The sequence below is a fragment of the Streptomyces sp. NPDC041796 genome (assembly GCF_055590785.1).
In genome coordinates, this window is sequence record NZ_JBVJAH010000020.1 from 98,846 (window position 1) to 117,767 (window position 18,922).

Consider the following 18,922-nt stretch of genomic DNA (forward strand, 5'->3'; position numbering starts at 1 on the left):
ACGGCGGTACGACAGCGGCCGCGGCGCCCCGAGGGGCACCGCGGCCGAAGTACGGCAGCAACGTGGTACTACGCGGCCTTCTCGCCCCGCAGTGCCTCCATCGCCCGCCCGGTGACCTCGTCGACCTTGCCGAGCGCGGAGATGGTGACCACCAGGCCCTGGGCCCGGTAGTAGTCGATGATCGGCTCGGTCTGCGTGTGGTAGACCTCCAGCCGCTTGCGGACGGTCCCCTCGGAGTCGTCGTCGCGCTGGTACAGCTCGCCACCGCAGACGTCGCAGACACCTTCGGTCTTCGGCGGCGCGTACGTCACGTGGAAGACGTGGGCGCTGTCGTTGCGGCAGATGCGGCGGCCCGCGATCCGCTTCACGACCTCGTCCTCCTCGACCTCCAGGTCGAGGACGGCGTCCAGCTTCATGCCCTCGCCGTCGAGCATGGCGTCCAGCGCCTCGGCCTGGGCCACGTTCCGCGGGAAGCCGTCCAGCAGGAAGCCGTTCACGGCGTCCGGCTGCTCCATGCGGTCCTTGGCCATACCGATGGTGACCTCGTCGGGTACGAGGTTGCCGGCGTCCATGTACGCCTTGGCCTGCTTGCCCAGCTCCGTGCCCTGACTGATGTTGGCGCGGAACAGGTCGCCCGTGGAGATGTGCGGGATCGACAGGTTCTTGGCAAGGAACGCGGCCTGCGTTCCCTTGCCCGCACCGGGCGGTCCGACGAGGACGATACGCATCAGCGGAGGAACCCTTCGTAATTGCGCTGCTGGAGCTGGCTCTCGATCTGCTTCACGGTCTCCAGCCCCACACCCACGATGATGAGGATGCTCGTCCCGCCGAACGGGAAGTTGGCATTGGCGCCACCGAAGCCTGCCAACGCCATCGTCGGCACAAGAGCGATCAGACCCAGATACAGCGAGCCCGGCCAAGTGATCCGGTTGAGCACGTAGCTCAGGTACTCGGCAGTAGGTCGACCAGCCCGGATACCCGGGATGAAGCCACCATACTTCTTCATGTTGTCCGCGACTTCCTCGGGGTTGAACGAGATCGCCACGTAGAAGAAGGCGAAGAACACGATCAACAGGAAGTACACGGTGATGTAGTAGGGGTGGTCACCCTTGACGAAGTGGGCTTCGATCCAGGTCTTCCAGCCGGACGTCGAGTTCGAGAACTGGGCGATCAAGGCCGGGATGTAGAGCAGCGACGAGGCGAAGATGACAGGAATCACACCTGCCTGGTTCACCTTGAGCGGGATGTAAGTGGACGTACCGCCGTAGGACCTGCGGCCGATCATGCGCTTCGCGTACTGCACCGGGATGCGGCGCTGGGCCTGCTCGACGAAGACGACCAGGGCCACCATCACGAAGCCGATCAGGATGACGGTGCCGAACTCGATCCAGCCCTGGGCGAGCTTGCCGCTCACCTTGATGGCCCACAGGGCGCCCGGGAAGCCGGCGGCGATCGAGATGAACATCAGGATCGACATGCCGTTGCCGATGCCGCGGTCGGTGACGAGCTCGCCGAGCCACATCACGACGGCGGTGCCGGCGGTCATGGTGATGACCATCAGGATCGTCACGAAGATCGACCGGTCCGGGACGACCTGACCCGCCACCGTGCAGCCGCTGAAGAGGGCGCCGGTACGGGCGGTGGCCACCAGGCCGGTGCCCTGGAGGATCGCGAGGGCGATCGTCAGGTAACGCGTGTACTGCGTGATCTTGGCCGTGCCCGCCTGTCCCTCCTTCTTGAGGGCCTCGAGGCGCGGAATGACGACGGTCAGCAGCTGCAGGATGATGCTCGCCGTGATGTACGGCATGATGCCGAGCGCGAAGATGGTGATCTGCAGAAGCGCCCCGCCGCTGAACAGGTTCACCAGGCCGAGCAGGCTGTTGCCGCCCTTGCTGGCCTCGTCCACGCACTGCTGGACGGACTGGTAGTCGACACCGGGTACGGGGATGTGGGCCCCGAGCCGGTAGATCACGATGATGCCCAGCGTGAAGAGCAGCTTCTTGCGCAGGTCGGGCGTCTTGAACGCCCGGGCGAACGCGGTGAGCACGGTGCCTCCTGCGACCCCCGCGTTACGCGCGTGAGGGTGACGGTTTTAGTAAGTGAGTAGATACAAACACGGCAGCCTTACGCCACGGGGGCAGACTGCCGGGACACTAACAGCGGCTACCATACCCGGCCGCCACGCCCGCGTGAAACGTCGCTGAGGCACGTCAACCGCGGGTTGGGCGAAACCCCTCGGGCAACCGGTCGACCGGCCCCTCCCGGGGCAACGACCGAGCGGCCCGGATTGACACCCGGCTCGCGCCGCAGGTGGCCAACATGTCCGAAACCCGCCCCTGCCGCCCTCCGATCGGCCGCCCCGGACGCCGGTTCGTACGCGCCGCGGCCCCGCCCTCACGCCCCCGGGGGGAGCCGACCGGGCACGGGAACGCGAAAGAGCCTGGCCGACGCCCCACGAGGGGGTGCCGGCCAGGCTCTTTTCCGTCAGTGTCCGTCAGGACAGAGCTCAGACGAGCTCGGTGACGGTACCGCCAGCGGCGGTGATCTTCTCCTTGGCGGAGCCGGAGACGGCGTCAACCGAAACCTGCAGCGCCACGGAGATCTCGCCCTGGCCCAGGACCTTGACGAGGCTGTTCTTGCGCACCGCGCCCTTGGCGACCAGGTCGGCCACCGTGACCTCGCCACCCTCGGGGTAGAGGGAGGCGAGCTTGTCCAGGTTCACGACCTGGTACTCGGTGCGGAACGGGTTCTTGAAGCCCTTCAGCTTCGGAAGGCGCATGTGGAGGGGCATCTGCCCACCCTCGAAGCGCTCCGGAACCTGGTAACGGGCCTTCGTGCCCTTGGTACCACGACCGGCCGTCTTACCCTTCGACGCCTCACCACGACCCACACGGGTCTTGGCGGTCTTGGCGCCCGGGGCGGGACGGAGGTTGTGGACCTTCAGCGGGTTCTGCTCCGCCATGTCAGTCGACCTCCTCGACCGTCACGAGGTGGCGGACGGTGTGCACCATTCCGCGGAACTCGGGGCGGTCCTCCTTGACAACCACGTCGCCCAGGCGCTTGAGGCCCAGGGAACGCAGGGTGTCGCGGTGGTTCTGCTTGCTGCCGATGTACGACTTCGTCTGCGTGACCTTGAGGCGAGCCATTACGCACCCGCCCCTGCACGCGCACGGAGGAGAGCCGCGGGGGCGACGTCCTCGAGGGGCAGACCACGGCGAGCCGCGATCTCCTCGGGACGCTGCAGGCCCTTGAGGGCCGCCACGGTCGCGTGCACGATGTTGATCGCGTTGGACGAGCCGAGCGACTTCGACAGGATGTCGTGAACGCCGGCGCACTCGAGCACGGCACGCACCGGGCCACCGGCGATAACACCGGTACCGGGGGAAGCAGGCTTGAGCAGGACGACGCCCGCGGCCTTCTCGCCCGTGATCGGGTGCGGGATGGTGCCCTGGATACGGGGGACCTTGAAGAAGTGCTTCTTGGCCTCCTCAACACCCTTGGCGATGGCGGCCGGCACCTCCTTGGCCTTGCCGTAACCGACACCCACGGTGCCGTCACCGTCGCCCACCACGACCAGCGCGGTGAAGCTGAAGCGACGACCACCCTTCACAACCTTGGCGACGCGGTTGATCGCGACGACGCGCTCAACGTACGCGGTCTTCTCGGCGGCAGCAGCGCCGCCGTCACGGCCCTTCCGGTCCCGCCGCTCGCCGCCACCGGCACCGCTTCCGCGGCGCTGGGGTCCAGCCATTGGAATTACCTCTCTTCGTTTTCCGCTGAGCTACGGAACCGGCTCAGAACTTGAGCCCGGCTTCGCGGGCGGCGTCCGCCAGGGCAGCGATGCGCCCGGCGTACTGGTTGCCGCCACGGTCGAACACGACAGCCTCGATGCCGGCGGCCTTGGCACGCTCGGCCACGAGCTGGCCGACCTGCTTCGCCTTCGCCGACTTGTCGCCTTCGCCGCCGCGGATGGACGCGTCCAGGGTGGACGCCGACGCGAGGGTGTGACCCGCGATGTCGTCGATGACCTGAGCGGTGATCCCGCGGTTGGAGCGCGTGACGACCAGGCGCGGACGCTCGGTCGTACCCGCGATCTTCTTGCGGATGCGGATGTGGCGACGCTTCAGAGCAGCGCCCTTGTAGGCCTTGCCCTTGGCAATCTTTACGCCGTATGCCATGGCTTACTTACCAGCCTTTCCGACCTTGCGGCGGATGACCTCACCCGCGTACTTCACGCCCTTGGCCTTGTAGGGGTCGGGCTTGCGAAGCTTGCGGATGTTCGCGGCGACCTCGCCGACCTTCTGCTTGTCGATGCCCTCGACCGAGAACTTGGTCGGCGACTCGACCTTGAAGGAGATGCCCTCGGGGGCCTCCACCAGGATCGGGTGGCTGTAGCCGAGCTGGAACTCCAGGTTGGAGCCCTTCGCGGCCACGCGGTAACCGACACCGCTGATCTCGAGCGCCTTCGTGTACCCCTGGGTCACACCGGTGATCATGTTGGCCACCAGCGTGCGGGACAGGCCGTGGAGGGCCTTGTTCTGACGCTCGTCGTTCGGACGGGTGACGTTGAGAACGCCGTCCTCGCCCTTAACGATCTCGATCGGCGCGGCGACGGTGTGGCTCAGGGTGCCCTTGGAACCCTTCACCGTGACCGTGCGGCCCTCGATGGTGACGTCCACGCCGGCGGGAACCGTGATGGGGAGCTTGCCAATACGCGACATTAGCTTTTCCTCCGTTCCCGACTACCAGACGTAGGCGAGGACTTCCCCACCCACGCCCTTCTTCTGCGCCTGCTGGCCGGTCAGGAGGCCGTGGGACGTGGAGATGATCGCCACGCCCAGACCGCCGAGGACCTTCGGCAGGTTGGTGGACTTCGCGTAAACCCGCAGACCGGGCTTCGAGATCCGCTTGATGCCCGCGATGGAGCGCTCACGGTTCGGACCGAACTTCAGCTCGAGGACGAGGTTCTTGCCGACCTCGGCGTCCTCGACCTTCCAGCCCGTGATGAAGCCCTCCTGCTGGAGGATTTCCGCGATGTGAGACTTGATCTTGCTGTGCGGCATCGTCACGGAGTCGTGGTACGCCGAGTTCGCGTTCCGCAGACGCGTAAGCATGTCTGCGATGGGATCAGTCATGGTCATGAATTGGCCTTCGGCCTCTCTCGCCGGGGTTTCCTGTATGCGCCATCCCTCTCCCCACTCATGGGCGGGACGGGTGCGGTGCGGGGACCTACGGCGTAGTAAGTCGTACGGGCGGCAGGCGCCCAACCCCACAAGCCTACGACATGCGGGGCGGGGCTCCTGCCGACCAGATGCTTACCGAGAGTCCTGGATCAACCCGAAAGGGCTGTTACCAGGAGCTCTTGGTCACGCCCGGCAGCTCGCCACGGTGAGCCATCTCACGGAGGCACACGCGGCACAGGCCGAACTTGCGGTAGACGGAGTGCGGACGACCGCAGCGCTGGCAACGGGTGTACGCGCGCACGCCGAACTTGGGCTTGCGGGCAGCCTTCGCGATGAGAGCCTTCTTCGCCATCTCGCTTACGCCTCCTTGAACGGGAAGCCGAGGTGACGGAGGAGCGCACGGCCCTCTTCGTCGTTGGTCGCCGTGGTCACCACGGTGATGTCCATACCCCGGACACGGTCGATCTTGTCCTGGTCGATCTCGTGGAACATGACCTGCTCCGTGAGACCGAAGGTGTAGTTGCCACGGCCGTCGAACTGCTTGGGGGACAGGCCGCGGAAGTCGCGGATGCGCGGGAGCGCGAGCGACAGGGTGCGGTCCAGGAACTCCCACATGCGGTCGCCACGGAGCGTGACGTGGGCACCGATCGGCTGGCCCTCACGCAGCTTGAACTGCGCGATGGACTTGCGGGCCTTCGTGACGGCCGGCTTCTGACCGGTGATCGTGGTGAGGTCCTTGATGGCGCCCTCGATCAGCTTGGAGTCGCGGGCGGCGTCGCCCACACCCATGTTGACCACGATCTTCACGAGGCCGGGAACCTGCATGACGTTCTCGTACGAGAACTCCTCACGCAGCTTGCCCGCGATCTCCTCGCGGTACTTCGTCTTGAGACGCGGAGTGGTGGTGGTAGCCATCAGATGTCCTCACCCGTCCGCTTGGCAACGCGGATCTTGTTGCCCTCGTCGTCGAAGCGGTAACCGACGCGCGTGACGACCTTGTTGCCGTCCTTCTCCACGACGAGCTGAACGTTGCTCACGTGGATGGGGGCCTCGGTGGTCACGATGCCACCGGTCTGGGAACCGCGAGCGGTCTGACCGGCCTTGGTGTGCTTCTTGACCCGGTTGACACCCTCGACCAGGACACGGTCCTCGCGGGGGAAGGCCGCGATGACCTTGCCCTGCTTGCCCTTGTCCTTACCGGTGATGACCTGGACCAGGTCGCCCTTCTTGATCTTCATGCTTACAGCACCTCCGGCGCGAGCGAGATGATCTTCATGAACTTCTTCTCGCGCAGCTCACGGCCCACCGGGCCGAAGATACGGGTGCCGCGAGGGTCGCCGTCGTTCTTCAGAATGACGGCGGCGTTCTCGTCGAAGCGGATGTACGAGCCGTCCTGGCGGCGGCGCTCCTTGACGGTGCGAACGATGACCGCCTTGACGACGTCACCCTTCTTCACGTTGCCACCGGGGATCGCATCCTTGACGGTGGCGACGATGACGTCACCGATGCCCGCGTAGCGGCGACCGGAACCACCGAGAACACGGATGCAAAGGATCTCCTTGGCACCAGTGTTGTCGGCGACACGCAGTCGCGACTCCTGCTGGATCACGTCTATCTCCTGATTGTCTGCCGGTTCCCGGCAGGGGCGCCTCTGACGAGGTCAGCCCCTGCCGAGCCTGGCGGAACGAACTTGGGGGAAACCCCCCAAGCGATTACTTGGCCTTCTCGAGGATCTCGACGACGCGCCAGCGCTTGCTCGCGGACAGCGGCCGGGTCTCCATGAGGAGGACACGGTCGCCGACACCCGCGGCGTTCTGCTCGTCGTGCGCCTTGAGCTTGTTCGTACGGCGGATGACCTTGCCGTACAGCGCGTGCTTGACACGGTCCTCGACGGCGACGACGACGGTCTTGTCCATCTTGTCGCTGACGACCAGACCCTCACGGGTCTTGCGGAAACCGCGCGCTTCCTTGTTCTCAGTCACGTTGCTCTCGCTCATCAGGCGCTCTCCACCGTCTCGATGCCCAGCTCGCGCTCGCGCATCAGGGTGTAGATCCGGGCGATGTCCTTACGGACGGACTTGAGCCGACCGTGGTTCTCGAGCTGCCCGGTCGCCGCCTGGAAACGGAGGTTGAACAGCTCTTCCTTGGCCTCGCGGAGCTTGGCGACAAGCTCCTCGTTGCCCAGCTCGCGCAGCTCGGACGCCTTGGTACCGGCCGACATCACAGCTCACCTGCCTCGCGCTTGACGATCTTGCACTTCATCGGCAGCTTGTGGGCGGCACGAGTCAGGGCCTCACGCGCGATCTTCTCGTTCGGGTAGGACAGCTCGAACATCACCCGACCGGGCTTGACGTTCGCGATCCACCACTCCGGAGAACCCTTACCGGAACCCATGCGGGTCTCGGCAGGCTTCTTCGTGAGCGGACGGTCCGGGTAAATGTTGATCCAGACCTTGCCGCCACGCTTGATGTGACGGGTCATCGCGATACGCGCGGCCTCGATCTGGCGGTTGGTCACATAGGCCGGGGTGAGGGCCTGAATGCCGTACTCGCCGAACGCAACCTGCGTGCCACCCTTGGACATACCGTTGCGCTTGGGGTGGTGCTGCTTGCGGTGCTTGACCCTACGGGGGATCAGCATTTCGGTCAGGCCTCCGTTCCGGTGCTCTCAGCCGGAGCGGCAGCGGCGGCCTCGGCCTTGGGGGCCTCGGCGCCGGCAGCCTGCTGCGGCTTGCGACCGCGACCGCCACGCTCGCCACCGCGGCCACCACGGCCGGCGGGGCGGTCAGCGCCACCACGGGCCGGGCGGTTGCCGGCGCGGGCAGCGGCGTTCTCGGCGCGGACCTCGGCGATGTTCTTGACGTCGCCCTTGTAGATCCAGACCTTCACGCCGATGCGGCCGAAGGTGGTCTTGGCCTCGAAGAAGCCGTACTCGACGTTCGCGCGCAGCGTGTGCAGCGGCACACGACCCTCGCGGTAGAACTCCGAGCGGGACATCTCGGCACCGCCGAGACGGCCACCACACTGGATCTTGATGCCCTTGGCGCCCGCCTTCATGGCCGACTGCATGCTCTTACGCATGGCGCGGCGGAAGGAGACGCGGGAGGACAGCTGCTCGGCAACGGCCTGGGCGACCAGCTGAGCGTCGACCTCGGGGTTCTTGACCTCGAGGATGTTCAGCTGGACCTGCTTGCCCGTGAGCTTCTCGAGGTCACCGCGGATGCGGTCGGCCTCGGCGCCACGGCGGCCGATGACGATGCCGGGACGCGCGGTGTGGATGTCCACCCGCACGCGGTCACGGGTGCGCTCGATCTCAACCTTCGAGATGCCGGCGCGCTCCATGCCGGACGTCATCATCCGACGGATGGCGACGTCTTCCTTGACGTAGTCCTTGTACAGCTTGTCGGCGTACCAGCGCGACTTGAAGTCGGTGGTGATGCCGAGCCGGAACCCGTGCGGGTTTACCTTCTGGCCCATTACCGGGTTCCTTCCTTGCTGCTGACGACCACGGTGATGTGGCTGGTCCGCTTGCGGATCCGGTAGGCACGGCCCTGGGCACGCGGACGGAACCGCTTCAGGGTCGGGCCCTCGTCGACGTACGCCTCGCTGATGTACAGCGAAGAGGCGTCCGTGTGGTCGTAGTTGTGCGCGGCGTTGGCAATGGCGCTGTCCAGCACCTTGCCCACCGGCACGCTCGCGGCCTGCGGGGCGAAACGCAGGACCGCCTGAGCCTCCGTGGCGTCCATGCCACGGATGAGGTCCACCACGCGGCGGGCCTTCATGGGCGTGACGCGGATGTACCGCGCCTGGGCCCTGGCTTCCATGGTTGTCCCTTCAGTGTCTGACACGTTCGTCATGGTCTTTCACCCCGCTACTAGCGGCGCTTCGACTTCCGGTCTTCCTTGACGTGACCCCGGAAGGTGCGCGTCGGCGAGAACTCGCCGAGCTTGTGGCCGACCATCGACTCGGTGACGAACACCGGGATGTGGGTCTTGCCGTTGTGCACCGCGATCGTGTGGCCGAGCATGGCCGGGACGATCATCGAGCGACGGGACCAGGTCTTGATGACGTTCTTGGTGCCTGCTTCGTTCTGAGAATCCACCTTCTTGATCAGGTGGTCGTCGACGAAGGGCCCCTTCTTGAGACTGCGCGGCATCTAAACCCGCTCCTAGCGCTTCTTGTTCGTCTTGCGGCGGCGGACGATGTACTTGTTGCTCGCCTTCTTGGGAGAACGAGTACGACCCTCCTTCTGACCCCAGGGGGAGACCGGGTGGCGACCACCGGAGGTCTTGCCCTCACCACCACCGTGCGGGTGGTCGACCGGGTTCATGGCCACACCGCGGACGGTCGGGCGAACGCCCAGCCAGCGCTTGCGGCCGGCCTTGCCCCAGTTGATGTTCGACTGCTCGGCGTTGCCGACCTCGCCGATGGTGGCGCGGCAGCGGACGTCGACCAGGCGGATCTCACCGGACGGCATGCGCAGGTGGGCCATCTGGCCCTCCTTCGCGAGCAGCTGCACGGAGGCACCCGCGGAGCGGGCGAACTTGGCGCCACCGCCGGGACGGAGCTCGATCGCGTGGATCGTGGTACCGACCGGGATGTTGCGGAGCGCCAGGTTGTTGCCGGGCTTGATGTCGGCGCCGGGGCCGTTCTCGACCCGGTCGCCCTGGTTCAGGCCACGCGGGGCGATGATGTAGCGCTTCTCGCCGTCCACGTAGTGGAGGAGCGCGATGCGCGCGGTGCGGTTCGGGTCGTACTCGATGTGAGCGACCTTGGCCGGCACGCCGTCCTTGTCGTGACGACGGAAGTCGATCACGCGGTAGGCGCGCTTGTGGCCACCGCCCTGGTGACGGACGGTCACACGACCGGTGTTGTTACGGCCGCCCTTGCTGTGCAGGGGGCGGACCAGCGACTTCTCCGGCGTGGACCGCGTGATCTCGACAAAGTCGGCGACGCTGGAGCCACGACGGCCCGGAGTCGTCGGCTTGTACTTGCGGATACCCATTTCTCAGTCCTCGTCCGATATTCGGACGATCCAGACCGCCGTTAGGCGGTCGGACCGCCGAAGATGTCGATACGGTTGCCCTCAGCAAGGGTCACGATGGCGCGCTTGGTGTTCGCGCGCTTACCGAAACCGGTGCGGGTGCGCTTGCGCTTGCCCTGACGGTTGATCGTGTTCACCGACGTGACCTTGACCGAGAAGACCGCCTCGACGGCCTGCTTGATCTGGGTCTTGTTCGCGGTGGGCGCCACGATGAACGTGTACTTGTTCTCGTCGAGCAGCGCGTAGCTCTTCTCGGAGACAACCGGCTTGACGAGAACGTCGCGCGGGTCGGAGAAGGTCTTGCTGGTGATCTCGGCCATCAGGCCTCGCTCCCCTCGTTGTCAGCGGCCTTGGGGCCAGACACGAAGGACTCGAAGGCGGCCTTGGTGAAGACCACGTCGTCGGAGACGAGCACGTCGTACGTGTTCAGCTGGCCCGGCTCCAGGATGTGCACCTGGGGCAGGTTGCGGGCGGACAGCCACGCGGCCTCGTCCGAGCGCTCGGCGACCAGGAGCAGGTTCTTGCGCTCCGAGATCTTGCCGAACAGCGTCTTGGCGGCCTTGGTGGACACCGCGCCCTCGACCACGCCGGAGACGACGTGGATGCGGGAGTGACGCGCCCGGTCGGAGAGGGCACCGCGCAGGGCGGCGGCCTTCATCTTCTTCGGGGTGCGCTGCGAGTAGTCACGCGGCACGGGGCCGTGGACGACGCCACCGCCGGCGAACTGCGGCGCACGGGTCGAACCCTGACGGGCGCGGCCGGTGCCCTTCTGGCGGTACGGCTTCTTGCCACCACCGCGGACTTCGCCACGGGTCTTGGTCTTGTGCGTGCCCTGACGGGCAGCGGCCAGCTGTGCGACGACGACCTGGTGGATCAGCGGAACGCTGGTCTTCGCGTCGAAGATCTCCGCGGGGAGCTCGACGGTCCCGGCCTTGTCGCCTGCCGGCGAAAGGATGTCAATGGTGCTCATCGGTTACCTCAGGCCCCCTTGGCCGCGGTACGGACCAGGACGAGGCCGCCGTTCGGACCAGGAACCGCACCCTTGATCAGGAGCAGGCCCTTCTCCGCGTCAACGGCGTGGACGGTCAGGTTCTGGGTGGTGACCCGCTCGTTGCCCATGCGGCCCGCCATGCGGAGGCCCTTGAACACACGGCCCGGGGTGGCGCAGCCACCGATGGAACCGGGCGAGCGGTGCTTGCGCTGGGTACCGTGTCCGGCGCCCAGGCCACGGAAGTTGTGGCGCTTCATGACACCGGCGAAGCCCTTGCCCTTGCTCTTGCCGGTGACGTCGACCTTGACGCCCGCCTCGAAGACCTCAGCGGTGATCTCCTGGCCGAGCGTGTACTCGGAGGCGTCAGCGGTGCGGATCTCCACCAGGTGGCGGCGCGGGGTGACGTCGGCCTTGGCGAAGTGACCCTTGAGGGGCTTGTTCACCTTGCGCGGGTCGATCTCGCCGAAGGCGATCTGGACCGACTCGTAGCCGTCGATGTCGTTGGTGCGGACCTGGGTGACGACGCAGGGCCCGGCCTTGACGACGGTCACCGGGACGACCCGGTTGTTCTCGTCCCAGACCTGGGTCATGCCGAGCTTCTCGCCCAGGACGCCCTTAATGTTCTTAGCCATCTCGCGCGTCACCTCAGAGCTTGATCTCGATGTCGACGCCGGCCGGCAGGTCGAGACGCATCAGCGAGTCAACCGTCTTCGGCGTGGGGTCGAGGATGTCGATGAGGCGCTTGTGCGTGCGCATCTCGAAGTGCTCGCGCGAGTCCTTGTACTTGTGCGGCGACTTGATGACGCAGTACACGTTCTTCTCAGTGGGCAGCGGCACCGGGCCCGCGACCGACGCACCAGTGCGCGTCACCGTCTCGACGATCTTCTTCGCCGACGAGTCGATGACCTCGTGGTCGTAGGCCTTGAGCCGGATGCGGATCTTCTGTCCCGCCATGGCTACTCAGTAGTCCTGTCTCTCGTAACGCTCTGGAACCTGGTGGGCCGCTTCTCCCCGGGCCTCGCGGCCTTGGAATCGCAGCCCCTCCTCCGACCCACGCGGTCGGGCGTGTCGCATCCCCTCTACGCAGATCTCCCGAAGGATTTCCCAACCGAGGGGGTGCGGGCCCGAGGACCGCAGGACCGGGGGCGGAACACCCACCGGGTGCCTGGTCGGCGCCCCGCTGACACTTCCCGGAAGATTCCCGTACGTCCGCCCCTGATCAGGGACGACGAGTACTGTGGGACTCGCTTCCGGTCCTCCCGGCGGGAGGCGCGCAGCATCGGCACTCAACCGAGCAACCCCGACAGTCTGCCATACGGGTCGCGGCCGACGCCAATCGAGCCGAAGAGATTACCCCGCGGGGTGTCCCTGTCAAACCGCGGCACGCCCCGCCACTGGCGGAGCGGCCGGTTCCGCATCCTGGGTGTCAGGTGCGGGTGACGGTGCCGCACTCCTGGGACATCTCGTCCAGGGGCTTGCTGCGGTCGTAGGGGTCGACCTCGCTGCCGGTGCCTCCGCCGTCCTCCCCTGCCACCAGGTCGGACATGAACTGCGGGTGCAGGAAGCCGTCGTCTCCGCGCGAGCAGTCGTCGTTCCCGGCGCTCTCGTTCATGCGCACGACATTCAGCTTGCCGGGCGTCGCACGGATCTTCGCGGGGTCGTACAGGGCGAGGGTCATCTGTCTGCGCACGACGGTGCGGGCCACCTCGGTGGCGCCGGGATCCGCCTTCACCACCGGGTGGACGAACGTGTAGTCGGCGTGCACCAGCACTTCGCCGTCCCGGTCGCCCTTCTCGTACGTCAGCCGGCCCCGGACCTTCACCACGGTGCCGGCCGGACGGACCTCGGACGGGTCGAAGCGGCTGAAGACCCACAGGGGGTTCCGGTCCGCTCCCGGGTCGGTGAGGGCCTTCTCCAGCATGGCGCGCCCGTCGGTCTGGAGCGGGTCCAGGAGCTCCAGCGCGGCCTCGGGTCGCTCACCCCTGAGTGTGGCGGGGTCGAGATTGGCGGCGACGAGCAGCTTCTTGGTGCTGTTCAGCGCGTGGGCGACCTGATCCTCGGACATTCCGCCGACGGCCTTCGCCCGGGGCACCACGATCCCCGCGGCGCCGTCCGCCCAGTCGGTCGCGGGCGAGCCCCGGAAGGGCTCCTTGAGCGTGGGCGTGTCGCCGCCGGCCGGGCCCGCCGGGGGCACGGCGGTGTCGGCGTACCCGGCCCCGCCCCCGGTCCCGAACCGGTCGGTGACCAGTTCCGGACGTACGGCGACGACCAGGAGGCCCGCCGCGAGCAGCAGTCCCAGCGCCCCGGCCAGGCGCCGGCCCCGGCGCGGGCGACCGTCGAGCTCCCGCCACGCCGGCCCGGTGCGCCACCCCTCGGGCTGGGTGCCGCGGGCGATCCGCGCGGCTCGCGCGGCACGCTCATCGGCCGACGGCTCCTTGGGGGCGGCCGCCGCGGCGCCCTCCTGGCCCGCCGCGCGGAGGAACCGCGCCCACTCCTCGTCGGACACGGACGGCCCTTCTTCGGGCCGCCCCTCCGGCGCGCTCGTCCCCACGGTCCCCACCCCCGCCATGCTGCTGACGCGAACATTTCATCACGTCGGCCCGGCGGCACCTTCCACGAGGAGCGCGATGCCGTCCAGCAGGGGCTTCAGGCCGAACTCGAACAGTGCGTCGAGGTCGAGGTCGTAGCCGTCCTCGAAGTCGGCGAGGGTGCGGGCGAGGGCCGGGTAGCGGCCGGAGCCGACGACCTCGCGCATCCCCGCCGCCTGGGTGTCCATCCACTCGTCCTCGGTGAGGCCGGTCGTGGCCTGTGCCTGCACCTCGCGCTCCAGGTTGACGGCGAGGCCCTGGACGTAGCTGTAGATCAGCAGGTGGACGTCGAACCGCGTCCTGGCGTCCAGGCCGATGCCCTCCAGGGCCCGGAGCACCCATTCGCCGTGGGTCATCAGGTTCGGCAGGACGAGCGGGCGGGTGAGCGGGCCGATCTGGGCCACCCAGGGGTGCCGGCGGCACACCTCCCACATGGCGCGCGCCCCGGTCTCGAGCCGGGCCCGCCAGCCCTCCGGTGGTTCGGCGGGGTGGGCGACCTCGCCGTACGCGGCGTCCGCCATCAGCGCGACCAGCTCGTCCTTGCTGCCGACGTACCGGTACGGGGACATCGCGGCCACCCCGAGGCGGGCGGCCACGCCCCGCATGGACAGGGCCGCGAGACCTTCGGCGTCGGCGATCTCGATGGCGGCGCGGACGACTCGGGCCCGGGTGAGTTCGGGCTCGGCGGTCCGCCCGGGGGCCGGTGGCTTCCTCGGTTCGGTGGACGCGCTCCCGGCGACGACGGTGCCGACACGGGGCCGCGCCTCGACGGCACCCTCCAGGCGCAGCGCGGTGAGCGCCTTGGTGGCGGTGGCGAGGGCGACGCCCCACTGGCGGGCGATCTGGCGGGTGGAGGGGACACGGTCGCCGGGGCGGAGGTCACCGTCGGCGATGCGCTGCCGGATGTCGCCGGCGATGCGGAGGTAGGGGGGCTGGTCACCCATGAACCGCCTCGATTCTTTTTCGTGGCCCGTCCGGCCTGTACTAGGGCAGAGCCTAGCAGCGGCGGTTCTCGATTCCGGCCCCTCTGACCTAGTACAGCACGCACAAATGTCCTGTTGGCAAGGGTGCATGTACGCCGTACATTCAGTGGCGTACACCGTCTCGAAGGGAGCTGGACCATGCAGTCCGTACTTGTTTCCGGTGCCGGTATCGCCGGATCCGCCCTCGCGCACCTGCTGCGCCGCCGGGGCTTCGCGCCCACCGTCGTCGAACGCGCGCCGGGGCTGCGCGCGGGCGGGCAGGCGGTCGACGTCCGGGGCGTCGCCCTGGAGGTGGCCGAGCGCATCGGCGTCCTGGAGCAGGCCCGGGAGGTCCGCACCCGGATACGCGGCATGTCGGTCCTGGACGCGGAGGGCACGGAGATCGACCGCTCCACGGAGTACGCCCTGAGCAGCGGCCGGCTGGACGGCGCCGACATCGAGGTGCTGCGCGACGACCTCACGCGACTGCTGTACGACCGGGCGCGCGGCGACGTCGAGTACGTCTTCGGCGACAGCGTCACCGCGCTCACCGAGGACGCCGACGGGATCGTCGCGGACTTCGCGCACGCCCCGTCACGCCGCTTCGACCTGGTGGTCGGCGCCGACGGACTGCACTCCACCGTGCGACGGCTCGCCTTCGGCCCCGAGGAGAACTTCGCGCGCCACCTGGGCAGTTACCTCTCGGTGTTCAGCGCGGACAACTTCCTGGGCCTGGACGACTGGCAGTTGTGGATGCGTGACGGTGACGCGGGCTTCGGGATCATGCCCGTACGCGGCAACCGCGAGCTGCGCATCGCCTTCGGCTTCGAGTCGGGGCCACTGGACGGCGGTGCCGACCTGAAGTCCCTGATCGTGGAGCGGCTCGCCGCCCTCCGCTGGGAGAGCGACCGGCTGACGAAGGCCGCGCTGGAGGCCCCGGACTTCTACTGCGACGCGATGGCCCAGATCCACATGGACCGCTGGTCCCGTGGCCGCACGGTCCTGCTCGGCGACGCAGGCCACTGCCCCTCCCCGCTCTCCGGGCAGGGCACGAGCCTCGCCCTGGTCGGCGCGTACGTCCTGGCGGACGCGCTGGCGGGGGCGGCCGGCGACCACGAGGCGGCCTTCGCCGCGTACGAGTCCCGCATGCGGCCCTTCGTCGCCGCGAACCAGGCCCTGGCGACGGAGAACCCGGGCGGCCCCGCGTCGGAGGAGTCGATGACGCGCGCCAAGAACGCGATCGCGCTGGAGGGCTGACCGGGCCACAGTGGGGACGTGCGTACGAGCGAGGAGATCTACCACCGGGTCCTGTGGGACCCCCGGTTCGATCCCGCCCGGTTCGTGATCGGCATCCGCCTGCGGGAGGGCGGCCCCGAGCGGATACGCCTGACCGACTTCGTACCGGGCGGCGAGATCCCGTGGCACCGGGTGCTGTTCTTCGAGGCGGACGGGGAGGTGGTGTGGGACCGGACCGGGGGCGTGGACCGGCTCGACGCGACCGGCGCCGGGCGGGTACGGGCCCTCGAAGTGCCGCCCACGCCCCGCACGGCGGTCGCGTGGCTGCCGCCCGACGAGCTGTGGCCGCCGATCCAGGCCGTCCGCCGGGACCACGACCCCCAGATCCACCGATGGCCGCCGCACGTGAACCTGCTCTTCGGCTTCGTACCCGAGGAGGACTTCCCGCGGGCGGCGCCCCTGCTGTCCTCGGCGGCGGCCGGGACCGCCCCCTTCGAGGCGCGGCTCGCCGGTGTCCACACCTTCCGGCACCGCAACGGCGCCACGGTGTGGCTGGACCCGGCGGCCGCGGACGACCGGCCGTGGGCCGGCCTGTACCGGGCGCTGCGCGTTCGCTTCCCCTCCTGCGGGGGCCGTCATCAGGGCTTCACCCCGCACCTGAGCCTGGGCCGCACCCGCCACCCCCGCGAGGCCGCCGCCGAGTGCGCGGAGCGGCTGGGTGCCTGGGGGCCACTCACCGCCCGGGTGAGTGACGTGGTGGTGCTGTCCCGGCGCGGCGACGAGCCGATGCGGGTCCGGGCGAGGGTCGCGCTCGGGACGGGCGAGGTGCGGTGGGCGGCCGGCTGAGGGGGCGTCTCCCGGGCACCTGACCGGCGCGGTCACGGCTGCCGCGACGGAACGGCGGGAGACCCGGCCGGCCCTGGGCCACCCCTCAACGCAGCCGATCGGCCTGCGCGGACCCCACCTCGGTGGCGAGGCGCAGGTACCGCTCGATCACCGCGAGCTCCTCGTCGGTGAAGTCGTCGAGGAGTCCCGCGAAGGCGGCGCCGGGCGCGTCCCACGCGGCCTCCGCATCCGGAGCACGCCGCGCGGTGAGCGAGACCCGGGTCCTCCTCCGGTCGTGCGGGTCGGGCCTTCTCTCGACCAGCCCGGCTCGCACCAGCCGGTCGACGAGTCGAGTGGCCGAACCGGAGGTCAGGCCGGTCAGCTTGGCGATCTCCCCCGTGGTCAGCGGTTCGGGTTCGAGACCGAGCAGGCTGACGCACTGCAGATCCGTAGGGTGCAGCCCCAGCCGGTCGGCCATGGCCTGGTTGAAGAGGGCGTAGGCAGCGTGCTGACGTCTGGCGGCCACGGTGACGGCCGCGACCAGCTCCGCACGATTCCGGTTTGACACGGGCTCTTCATCCACCCTTCAATTACCTGCGTCACGCAGATGATGTGTGACGCAGATTCTACTCCTCAGGAGGGACACTGTGAGCATCACCCTGCCCGCTGAGCGGATGCACGAGCTGTACGACCGCTGGTGCGAGTTATGGCGCGGCGACTTCAGCCATGCCCAGGAAATCCTCGACCCCGACTTCGTCGTGCACCAGGCACGACCGGACGGCAGCGACTCGGAAGCCCTGAAGGGCCCGGCCCGCCTGCTTCCCGAGATCGAGCAGACCATGGCGGCGTTCGGCGACATCACCATCACCGTGGACGTCGGGCCGATCATCCAGAACGACCTGATCGCGGCGCGGTGGACGATGCGCGCCCGTTACGCGGGTGGCCTCGACCGGGCCACGGCGCCGGTCGGCACCACCATCGCCTTCAGCGGCCACGACATCCTGCGGGTTTCCGGCGGCACGTTCGTCGAGTACTGGACCTGCACCGACGTGCTCGCCGGCCTCACCCAGCTCGGCGCCGTCTCCGGACCGAACGGCCCGGCCCAGTCCGTGCCGGACGTGCCAGGCGACAGCCCTTAGGCGCGAGCGGCGTGCACCACCAAGTCCGCCCCCGGCCCCGGCAGTCGCCCGGCCGGGGCGGGACGTCGGCGCCGACGCCGTACGGGACGCCCTGACCGCCAACCACCCTCGCCGGACAGTCCGTTCGCACCGTCGAGCAGGCCCCGGCTCCCCGCGGCGACCCGATGCGCGCGTCCCTCGAATTATGATCATCCGGGTCATCCACAAGGGGGAATCCGCATGCGCAAGACCATCACCACCACCGCCCTCGTCCTCACCGCCGCCCTGCTGACGGGCTGCGGTGGCAGCGACAGCAGCAGTGCGGACAGTCCGAAGCCGGCTTCGGACACACCGTCCGGGAAGCCGTCCGGGGCGGCGAAGGGCGACGGGCCCGTCAGCCACGAGGTCACCCTCGAAGTCCAGGGCACCGGGTCGGCGCTCGTGTACTACAACCTCGGCACCAACAAGGGCGAGCAGGTGACCCTGCCCTGGAAGAAGACGGCCACCATCACGTTCACGACCGAGGCCGAGAAAAAGGTCGGCACCGTGGTGTCCGTGGTGCCCGGGTCGGTGCAGGCTGCCGACGGCACGCTGAAGGCGGCGCCCTGTGCGATCACCGTCGACGGCAAGAAGGTCGCCGACAACAAGGGCGCCAACGACAAGGACGCCTCGTCCAGCATGTGCACGTACGCCCTGAAGTGACCGGCGACTGAACGCCGCACGGCATCAGGGCAACCCGCTCCTCCGATTTTCCGTCTAACCGACCGCAGAACGCGGTGGGTTACGCAAACGGGGGAAGCGGGACGTGGGCGAGATACGGGGAGCAGGGCCGCGCCCTGCCGTTTTGGGGGGGGGGGGGGGGGTCGCCTCCCCCCCCCCCCCCACCCGGGCGGGCAGTACCGGAGGGTGTGTGACCGCGGCCCCAAAACGAAAGGGGGGCACCACCGAGCCCCCTACCGAGGGGGCACCGACCCAC

The 18,922-nt window shown here is 68.5% G+C and carries 30 protein-coding genes; 4 read left to right on the forward strand and 26 right to left on the reverse strand.

The features are described from left to right. Nucleotides 1-68: 68 nt before the first annotated feature. The 25 genes from ACZ6C1_RS31330 to ACZ6C1_RS31450 all read right to left on the reverse strand — a co-directional run bounded on the left by ACZ6C1_RS31330 (nt 69) and on the right by ACZ6C1_RS31450 (nt 14,749). Nucleotides 69-728: an adenylate kinase gene (locus ACZ6C1_RS31330; RefSeq protein ID WP_469245562.1), complete on the reverse strand. Its 660-nt coding sequence runs from the start codon at nt 726-728 to the stop codon at nt 69-71. After that, nucleotides 728-2,047, reverse strand: a complete 1,320-nt coding sequence (gene secY / locus ACZ6C1_RS31335) for a preprotein translocase subunit SecY (RefSeq protein WP_469245564.1) — start codon at nt 2,045-2,047, stop codon at nt 728-730. Before secY ends, ACZ6C1_RS31330 begins: the two co-directional genes overlap by 1 nt. 459 nt (nt 2,048-2,506) lie before the next feature. After that, complete coding sequence (gene rplO, locus ACZ6C1_RS31340) at nt 2,507-2,962, reverse strand: 50S ribosomal protein L15 (protein WP_344363065.1); 456 nt, start codon at nt 2,960-2,962, stop codon at nt 2,507-2,509. A gap of 1 nt (nt 2,963) precedes the next feature. Further along, on the reverse strand, nt 2,964-3,146 hold the full coding sequence (gene rpmD, locus ACZ6C1_RS31345) for a 50S ribosomal protein L30 (RefSeq protein ID WP_041130781.1): 183 nt from the start codon (nt 3,144-3,146) through the stop codon (nt 2,964-2,966). Further along, nucleotides 3,146-3,751, reverse strand: coding sequence for a 30S ribosomal protein S5 (gene rpsE / locus ACZ6C1_RS31350; RefSeq protein WP_006376045.1), 606 nt, complete (start codon nt 3,749-3,751; stop codon nt 3,146-3,148). The genes rpmD and rpsE overlap by 1 nt, the downstream gene beginning before the upstream one ends. A 43-nt stretch (nt 3,752-3,794) precedes the next feature. Further along, nucleotides 3,795-4,178, reverse strand: coding sequence for a 50S ribosomal protein L18 (rplR, locus tag ACZ6C1_RS31355; RefSeq protein ID WP_031076680.1), 384 nt, complete (start codon nt 4,176-4,178; stop codon nt 3,795-3,797). A gap of 3 nt (nt 4,179-4,181) precedes the next feature. Next, nucleotides 4,182-4,721 carry a 50S ribosomal protein L6 gene (rplF, locus tag ACZ6C1_RS31360; protein WP_064069946.1) on the reverse strand — a complete coding sequence of 180 codons (540 nt, stop codon included), beginning with the start codon at nt 4,719-4,721 and terminating at the stop codon, nt 4,182-4,184. A gap of 21 nt (nt 4,722-4,742) precedes the next feature. Next, nucleotides 4,743-5,141, reverse strand: coding sequence for a 30S ribosomal protein S8 (rpsH, locus tag ACZ6C1_RS31365; protein ID WP_006347222.1), 399 nt, complete (start codon nt 5,139-5,141; stop codon nt 4,743-4,745). 208 nt (nt 5,142-5,349) lie between these two features. Further along, a complete protein-coding gene (locus ACZ6C1_RS31370) occupies nt 5,350-5,535 on the reverse strand; it encodes a type Z 30S ribosomal protein S14 (RefSeq protein ID WP_003956452.1) in 186 nt (61 codons plus the stop codon). A 5-nt stretch (nt 5,536-5,540) separates the two neighbouring features. Further along, on the reverse strand, nt 5,541-6,098 hold the full coding sequence (gene rplE, locus ACZ6C1_RS31375) for a 50S ribosomal protein L5 (protein ID WP_073753487.1): 558 nt from the start codon (nt 6,096-6,098) through the stop codon (nt 5,541-5,543). Continuing rightward, on the reverse strand, nt 6,098-6,421 hold the full coding sequence (gene rplX / locus ACZ6C1_RS31380) for a 50S ribosomal protein L24 (RefSeq protein ID WP_019888758.1): 324 nt from the start codon (nt 6,419-6,421) through the stop codon (nt 6,098-6,100). Before rplX ends, rplE begins: the two co-directional genes overlap by 1 nt. Before the next feature lie 2 nt (nt 6,422-6,423). After that, nucleotides 6,424-6,792 (reverse strand): 50S ribosomal protein L14, encoded by a 369-nt coding sequence (gene rplN / locus ACZ6C1_RS31385; RefSeq protein WP_003956455.1) that lies wholly within the window; start codon nt 6,790-6,792, stop codon nt 6,424-6,426. 103 nt (nt 6,793-6,895) lie between these two features. Beyond that, on the reverse strand, nt 6,896-7,180 hold the full coding sequence (rpsQ, locus tag ACZ6C1_RS31390) for a 30S ribosomal protein S17 (RefSeq protein ID WP_392223000.1): 285 nt from the start codon (nt 7,178-7,180) through the stop codon (nt 6,896-6,898). Continuing rightward, the gene (rpmC, locus tag ACZ6C1_RS31395) at nt 7,180-7,404 is read right to left on the reverse strand and encodes a 50S ribosomal protein L29 (protein WP_031076670.1); all 225 of its coding nucleotides are present in this window, start codon (nt 7,402-7,404) and stop codon (nt 7,180-7,182) included. The genes rpsQ and rpmC overlap by 1 nt, the downstream gene beginning before the upstream one ends. Then, nucleotides 7,404-7,823 (reverse strand): 50S ribosomal protein L16, encoded by a 420-nt coding sequence (rplP, locus tag ACZ6C1_RS31400; RefSeq protein ID WP_030494257.1) that lies wholly within the window; start codon nt 7,821-7,823, stop codon nt 7,404-7,406. The genes rpmC and rplP overlap by 1 nt, the downstream gene beginning before the upstream one ends. A gap of 5 nt (nt 7,824-7,828) precedes the next feature. Further along, on the reverse strand, nt 7,829-8,659 hold the full coding sequence (gene rpsC / locus ACZ6C1_RS31405; RefSeq protein ID WP_469245570.1) for a 30S ribosomal protein S3: 831 nt from the start codon (nt 8,657-8,659) through the stop codon (nt 7,829-7,831). Continuing rightward, the gene (gene rplV / locus ACZ6C1_RS31410) at nt 8,659-9,006 is read right to left on the reverse strand and encodes a 50S ribosomal protein L22 (RefSeq protein WP_030685471.1); all 348 of its coding nucleotides are present in this window, start codon (nt 9,004-9,006) and stop codon (nt 8,659-8,661) included. Before rplV ends, rpsC begins: the two co-directional genes overlap by 1 nt. 50 nt (nt 9,007-9,056) lie before the next feature. Further along, nucleotides 9,057-9,338: a 30S ribosomal protein S19 gene (gene rpsS, locus ACZ6C1_RS31415; RefSeq protein WP_041665437.1), complete on the reverse strand. Its 282-nt coding sequence runs from the start codon at nt 9,336-9,338 to the stop codon at nt 9,057-9,059. Nucleotides 9,339-9,350: 12 nt separating this feature from the next. Continuing rightward, nucleotides 9,351-10,187 carry a 50S ribosomal protein L2 gene (rplB, locus tag ACZ6C1_RS31420; RefSeq protein ID WP_018847502.1) on the reverse strand — a complete coding sequence of 279 codons (837 nt, stop codon included), beginning with the start codon at nt 10,185-10,187 and terminating at the stop codon, nt 9,351-9,353. Nucleotides 10,188-10,228: 41 nt separating this feature from the next. Beyond that, nucleotides 10,229-10,546, reverse strand: coding sequence for a 50S ribosomal protein L23 (rplW, locus tag ACZ6C1_RS31425; protein WP_064069950.1), 318 nt, complete (start codon nt 10,544-10,546; stop codon nt 10,229-10,231). Further along, entirely contained in the window at nt 10,546-11,196 is a 651-nt protein-coding gene (gene rplD / locus ACZ6C1_RS31430) for a 50S ribosomal protein L4 (RefSeq protein ID WP_031076661.1), read from the reverse strand. The genes rplW and rplD overlap by 1 nt, the downstream gene beginning before the upstream one ends. Nucleotides 11,197-11,204: 8 nt before the next feature. Next, nucleotides 11,205-11,849, reverse strand: coding sequence for a 50S ribosomal protein L3 (gene rplC, locus ACZ6C1_RS31435; protein ID WP_361421414.1), 645 nt, complete (start codon nt 11,847-11,849; stop codon nt 11,205-11,207). A gap of 13 nt (nt 11,850-11,862) precedes the next feature. After that, nucleotides 11,863-12,171, reverse strand: a complete 309-nt coding sequence (gene rpsJ, locus ACZ6C1_RS31440; RefSeq protein ID WP_003948644.1) for a 30S ribosomal protein S10 — start codon at nt 12,169-12,171, stop codon at nt 11,863-11,865. A gap of 472 nt (nt 12,172-12,643) precedes the next feature. Next, the gene (locus ACZ6C1_RS31445; RefSeq protein WP_469245573.1) at nt 12,644-13,723 is read right to left on the reverse strand and encodes a hypothetical protein; all 1,080 of its coding nucleotides are present in this window, start codon (nt 13,721-13,723) and stop codon (nt 12,644-12,646) included. A gap of 84 nt (nt 13,724-13,807) precedes the next feature. Next, nucleotides 13,808-14,749 (reverse strand): TetR/AcrR family transcriptional regulator C-terminal domain-containing protein, encoded by a 942-nt coding sequence (locus ACZ6C1_RS31450; protein ID WP_469245575.1) that lies wholly within the window; start codon nt 14,747-14,749, stop codon nt 13,808-13,810. A 177-nt stretch (nt 14,750-14,926) separates the two neighbouring features. On the opposite strand from ACZ6C1_RS31450, the gene ACZ6C1_RS31455 reads away from it, so the two are divergent. Both ACZ6C1_RS31455 and ACZ6C1_RS31460 read left to right on the forward strand, forming a co-directional pair. Then, nucleotides 14,927-16,024, forward strand: coding sequence for an FAD-dependent monooxygenase (locus ACZ6C1_RS31455; RefSeq protein ID WP_469245577.1), 1,098 nt, complete (start codon nt 14,927-14,929; stop codon nt 16,022-16,024). Nucleotides 16,025-16,042: 18 nt separating this feature from the next. Continuing rightward, entirely contained in the window at nt 16,043-16,849 is an 807-nt protein-coding gene (locus ACZ6C1_RS31460; RefSeq protein WP_469245579.1) for an RNA repair domain-containing protein, read from the forward strand. Nucleotides 16,850-16,934: 85 nt separating this feature from the next. Here the strand turns inward: ACZ6C1_RS31460 and ACZ6C1_RS31465 are convergent, their stop codons facing one another. Then, nucleotides 16,935-17,396: a MarR family winged helix-turn-helix transcriptional regulator gene (locus ACZ6C1_RS31465; RefSeq protein ID WP_469245581.1), complete on the reverse strand. Its 462-nt coding sequence runs from the start codon at nt 17,394-17,396 to the stop codon at nt 16,935-16,937. Between the two features lie 79 nt (nt 17,397-17,475). Between ACZ6C1_RS31465 and ACZ6C1_RS31470 the strand changes: the two genes are divergently transcribed. Both ACZ6C1_RS31470 and ACZ6C1_RS31475 read left to right on the forward strand, forming a co-directional pair. Continuing rightward, nucleotides 17,476-17,967, forward strand: coding sequence for an ester cyclase (locus tag ACZ6C1_RS31470; RefSeq protein WP_469245582.1), 492 nt, complete (start codon nt 17,476-17,478; stop codon nt 17,965-17,967). A 219-nt stretch (nt 17,968-18,186) separates the two neighbouring features. Then, nucleotides 18,187-18,648: a hypothetical protein gene (locus ACZ6C1_RS31475; RefSeq protein ID WP_469245584.1), complete on the forward strand. Its 462-nt coding sequence runs from the start codon at nt 18,187-18,189 to the stop codon at nt 18,646-18,648. Nucleotides 18,649-18,922: the final 274 nt, after the last annotated feature.

What these genes read in the sequence shown, in the direction of transcription:
- ACZ6C1_RS31370 (WP_003956452.1), bottom strand. Translation starts at nt 5,535, where the DNA reads ATGGCGAAGAAGGCTCTCATCGCGAAGGCTGCCCGCAAGCCCAAGTTC.
- rplB (WP_018847502.1), bottom strand. Translation starts at nt 10,187, where the DNA reads ATGGGTATCCGCAAGTACAAGCCGACGACTCCGGGCCGTCGTGGCTCC.
- ACZ6C1_RS31450 (WP_469245575.1), bottom strand. Translation starts at nt 14,749, where the DNA reads ATGGGTGACCAGCCCCCCTACCTCCGCATCGCCGGCGACATCCGGCAG.
- rpmD (WP_041130781.1), bottom strand. Translation starts at nt 3,146, where the DNA reads ATGGCTCGCCTCAAGGTCACGCAGACGAAGTCGTACATCGGCAGCAAG.
- rplD (WP_031076661.1), bottom strand. Translation starts at nt 11,196, where the DNA reads ATGAGCACCATTGACATCCTTTCGCCGGCAGGCGACAAGGCCGGGACC.
- rplE (WP_073753487.1), bottom strand. Translation starts at nt 6,098, where the DNA reads ATGGCTACCACCACCACTCCGCGTCTCAAGACGAAGTACCGCGAGGAG.
- rplV (WP_030685471.1), bottom strand. Translation starts at nt 9,006, where the DNA reads ATGGAAGCCAGGGCCCAGGCGCGGTACATCCGCGTCACGCCCATGAAG.
- rpsH (WP_006347222.1), bottom strand. Translation starts at nt 5,141, where the DNA reads ATGACCATGACTGATCCCATCGCAGACATGCTTACGCGTCTGCGGAAC.
- ACZ6C1_RS31330 (WP_469245562.1), bottom strand. Translation starts at nt 728, where the DNA reads ATGCGTATCGTCCTCGTCGGACCGCCCGGTGCGGGCAAGGGAACGCAG.
- rplW (WP_064069950.1), bottom strand. Translation starts at nt 10,546, where the DNA reads ATGGCCGAGATCACCAGCAAGACCTTCTCCGACCCGCGCGACGTTCTC.
- rplR (WP_031076680.1), bottom strand. Translation starts at nt 4,178, where the DNA reads ATGGCATACGGCGTAAAGATTGCCAAGGGCAAGGCCTACAAGGGCGCT.
- rpsC (WP_469245570.1), bottom strand. Translation starts at nt 8,659, where the DNA reads ATGGGCCAGAAGGTAAACCCGCACGGGTTCCGGCTCGGCATCACCACC.
- ACZ6C1_RS31455 (WP_469245577.1), top strand. Translation starts at nt 14,927, where the DNA reads ATGCAGTCCGTACTTGTTTCCGGTGCCGGTATCGCCGGATCCGCCCTC.
- rpsE (WP_006376045.1), bottom strand. Translation starts at nt 3,751, where the DNA reads ATGGCTGGACCCCAGCGCCGCGGAAGCGGTGCCGGTGGCGGCGAGCGG.
- rpmC (WP_031076670.1), bottom strand. Translation starts at nt 7,404, where the DNA reads ATGTCGGCCGGTACCAAGGCGTCCGAGCTGCGCGAGCTGGGCAACGAG.
- rplO (WP_344363065.1), bottom strand. Translation starts at nt 2,962, where the DNA reads ATGGCGGAGCAGAACCCGCTGAAGGTCCACAACCTCCGTCCCGCCCCG.
- rplC (WP_361421414.1), bottom strand. Translation starts at nt 11,849, where the DNA reads ATGGCTAAGAACATTAAGGGCGTCCTGGGCGAGAAGCTCGGCATGACC.
- rplF (WP_064069946.1), bottom strand. Translation starts at nt 4,721, where the DNA reads ATGTCGCGTATTGGCAAGCTCCCCATCACGGTTCCCGCCGGCGTGGAC.
- rpsQ (WP_392223000.1), bottom strand. Translation starts at nt 7,180, where the DNA reads ATGAGCGAGAGCAACGTGACTGAGAACAAGGAAGCGCGCGGTTTCCGC.
- rplP (WP_030494257.1), bottom strand. Translation starts at nt 7,823, where the DNA reads ATGCTGATCCCCCGTAGGGTCAAGCACCGCAAGCAGCACCACCCCAAG.
- rpsJ (WP_003948644.1), bottom strand. Translation starts at nt 12,171, where the DNA reads ATGGCGGGACAGAAGATCCGCATCCGGCTCAAGGCCTACGACCACGAG.
- ACZ6C1_RS31475 (WP_469245584.1), top strand. Translation starts at nt 18,187, where the DNA reads ATGCGCAAGACCATCACCACCACCGCCCTCGTCCTCACCGCCGCCCTG.
- rplX (WP_019888758.1), bottom strand. Translation starts at nt 6,421, where the DNA reads ATGAAGATCAAGAAGGGCGACCTGGTCCAGGTCATCACCGGTAAGGAC.
- rpsS (WP_041665437.1), bottom strand. Translation starts at nt 9,338, where the DNA reads ATGCCGCGCAGTCTCAAGAAGGGGCCCTTCGTCGACGACCACCTGATC.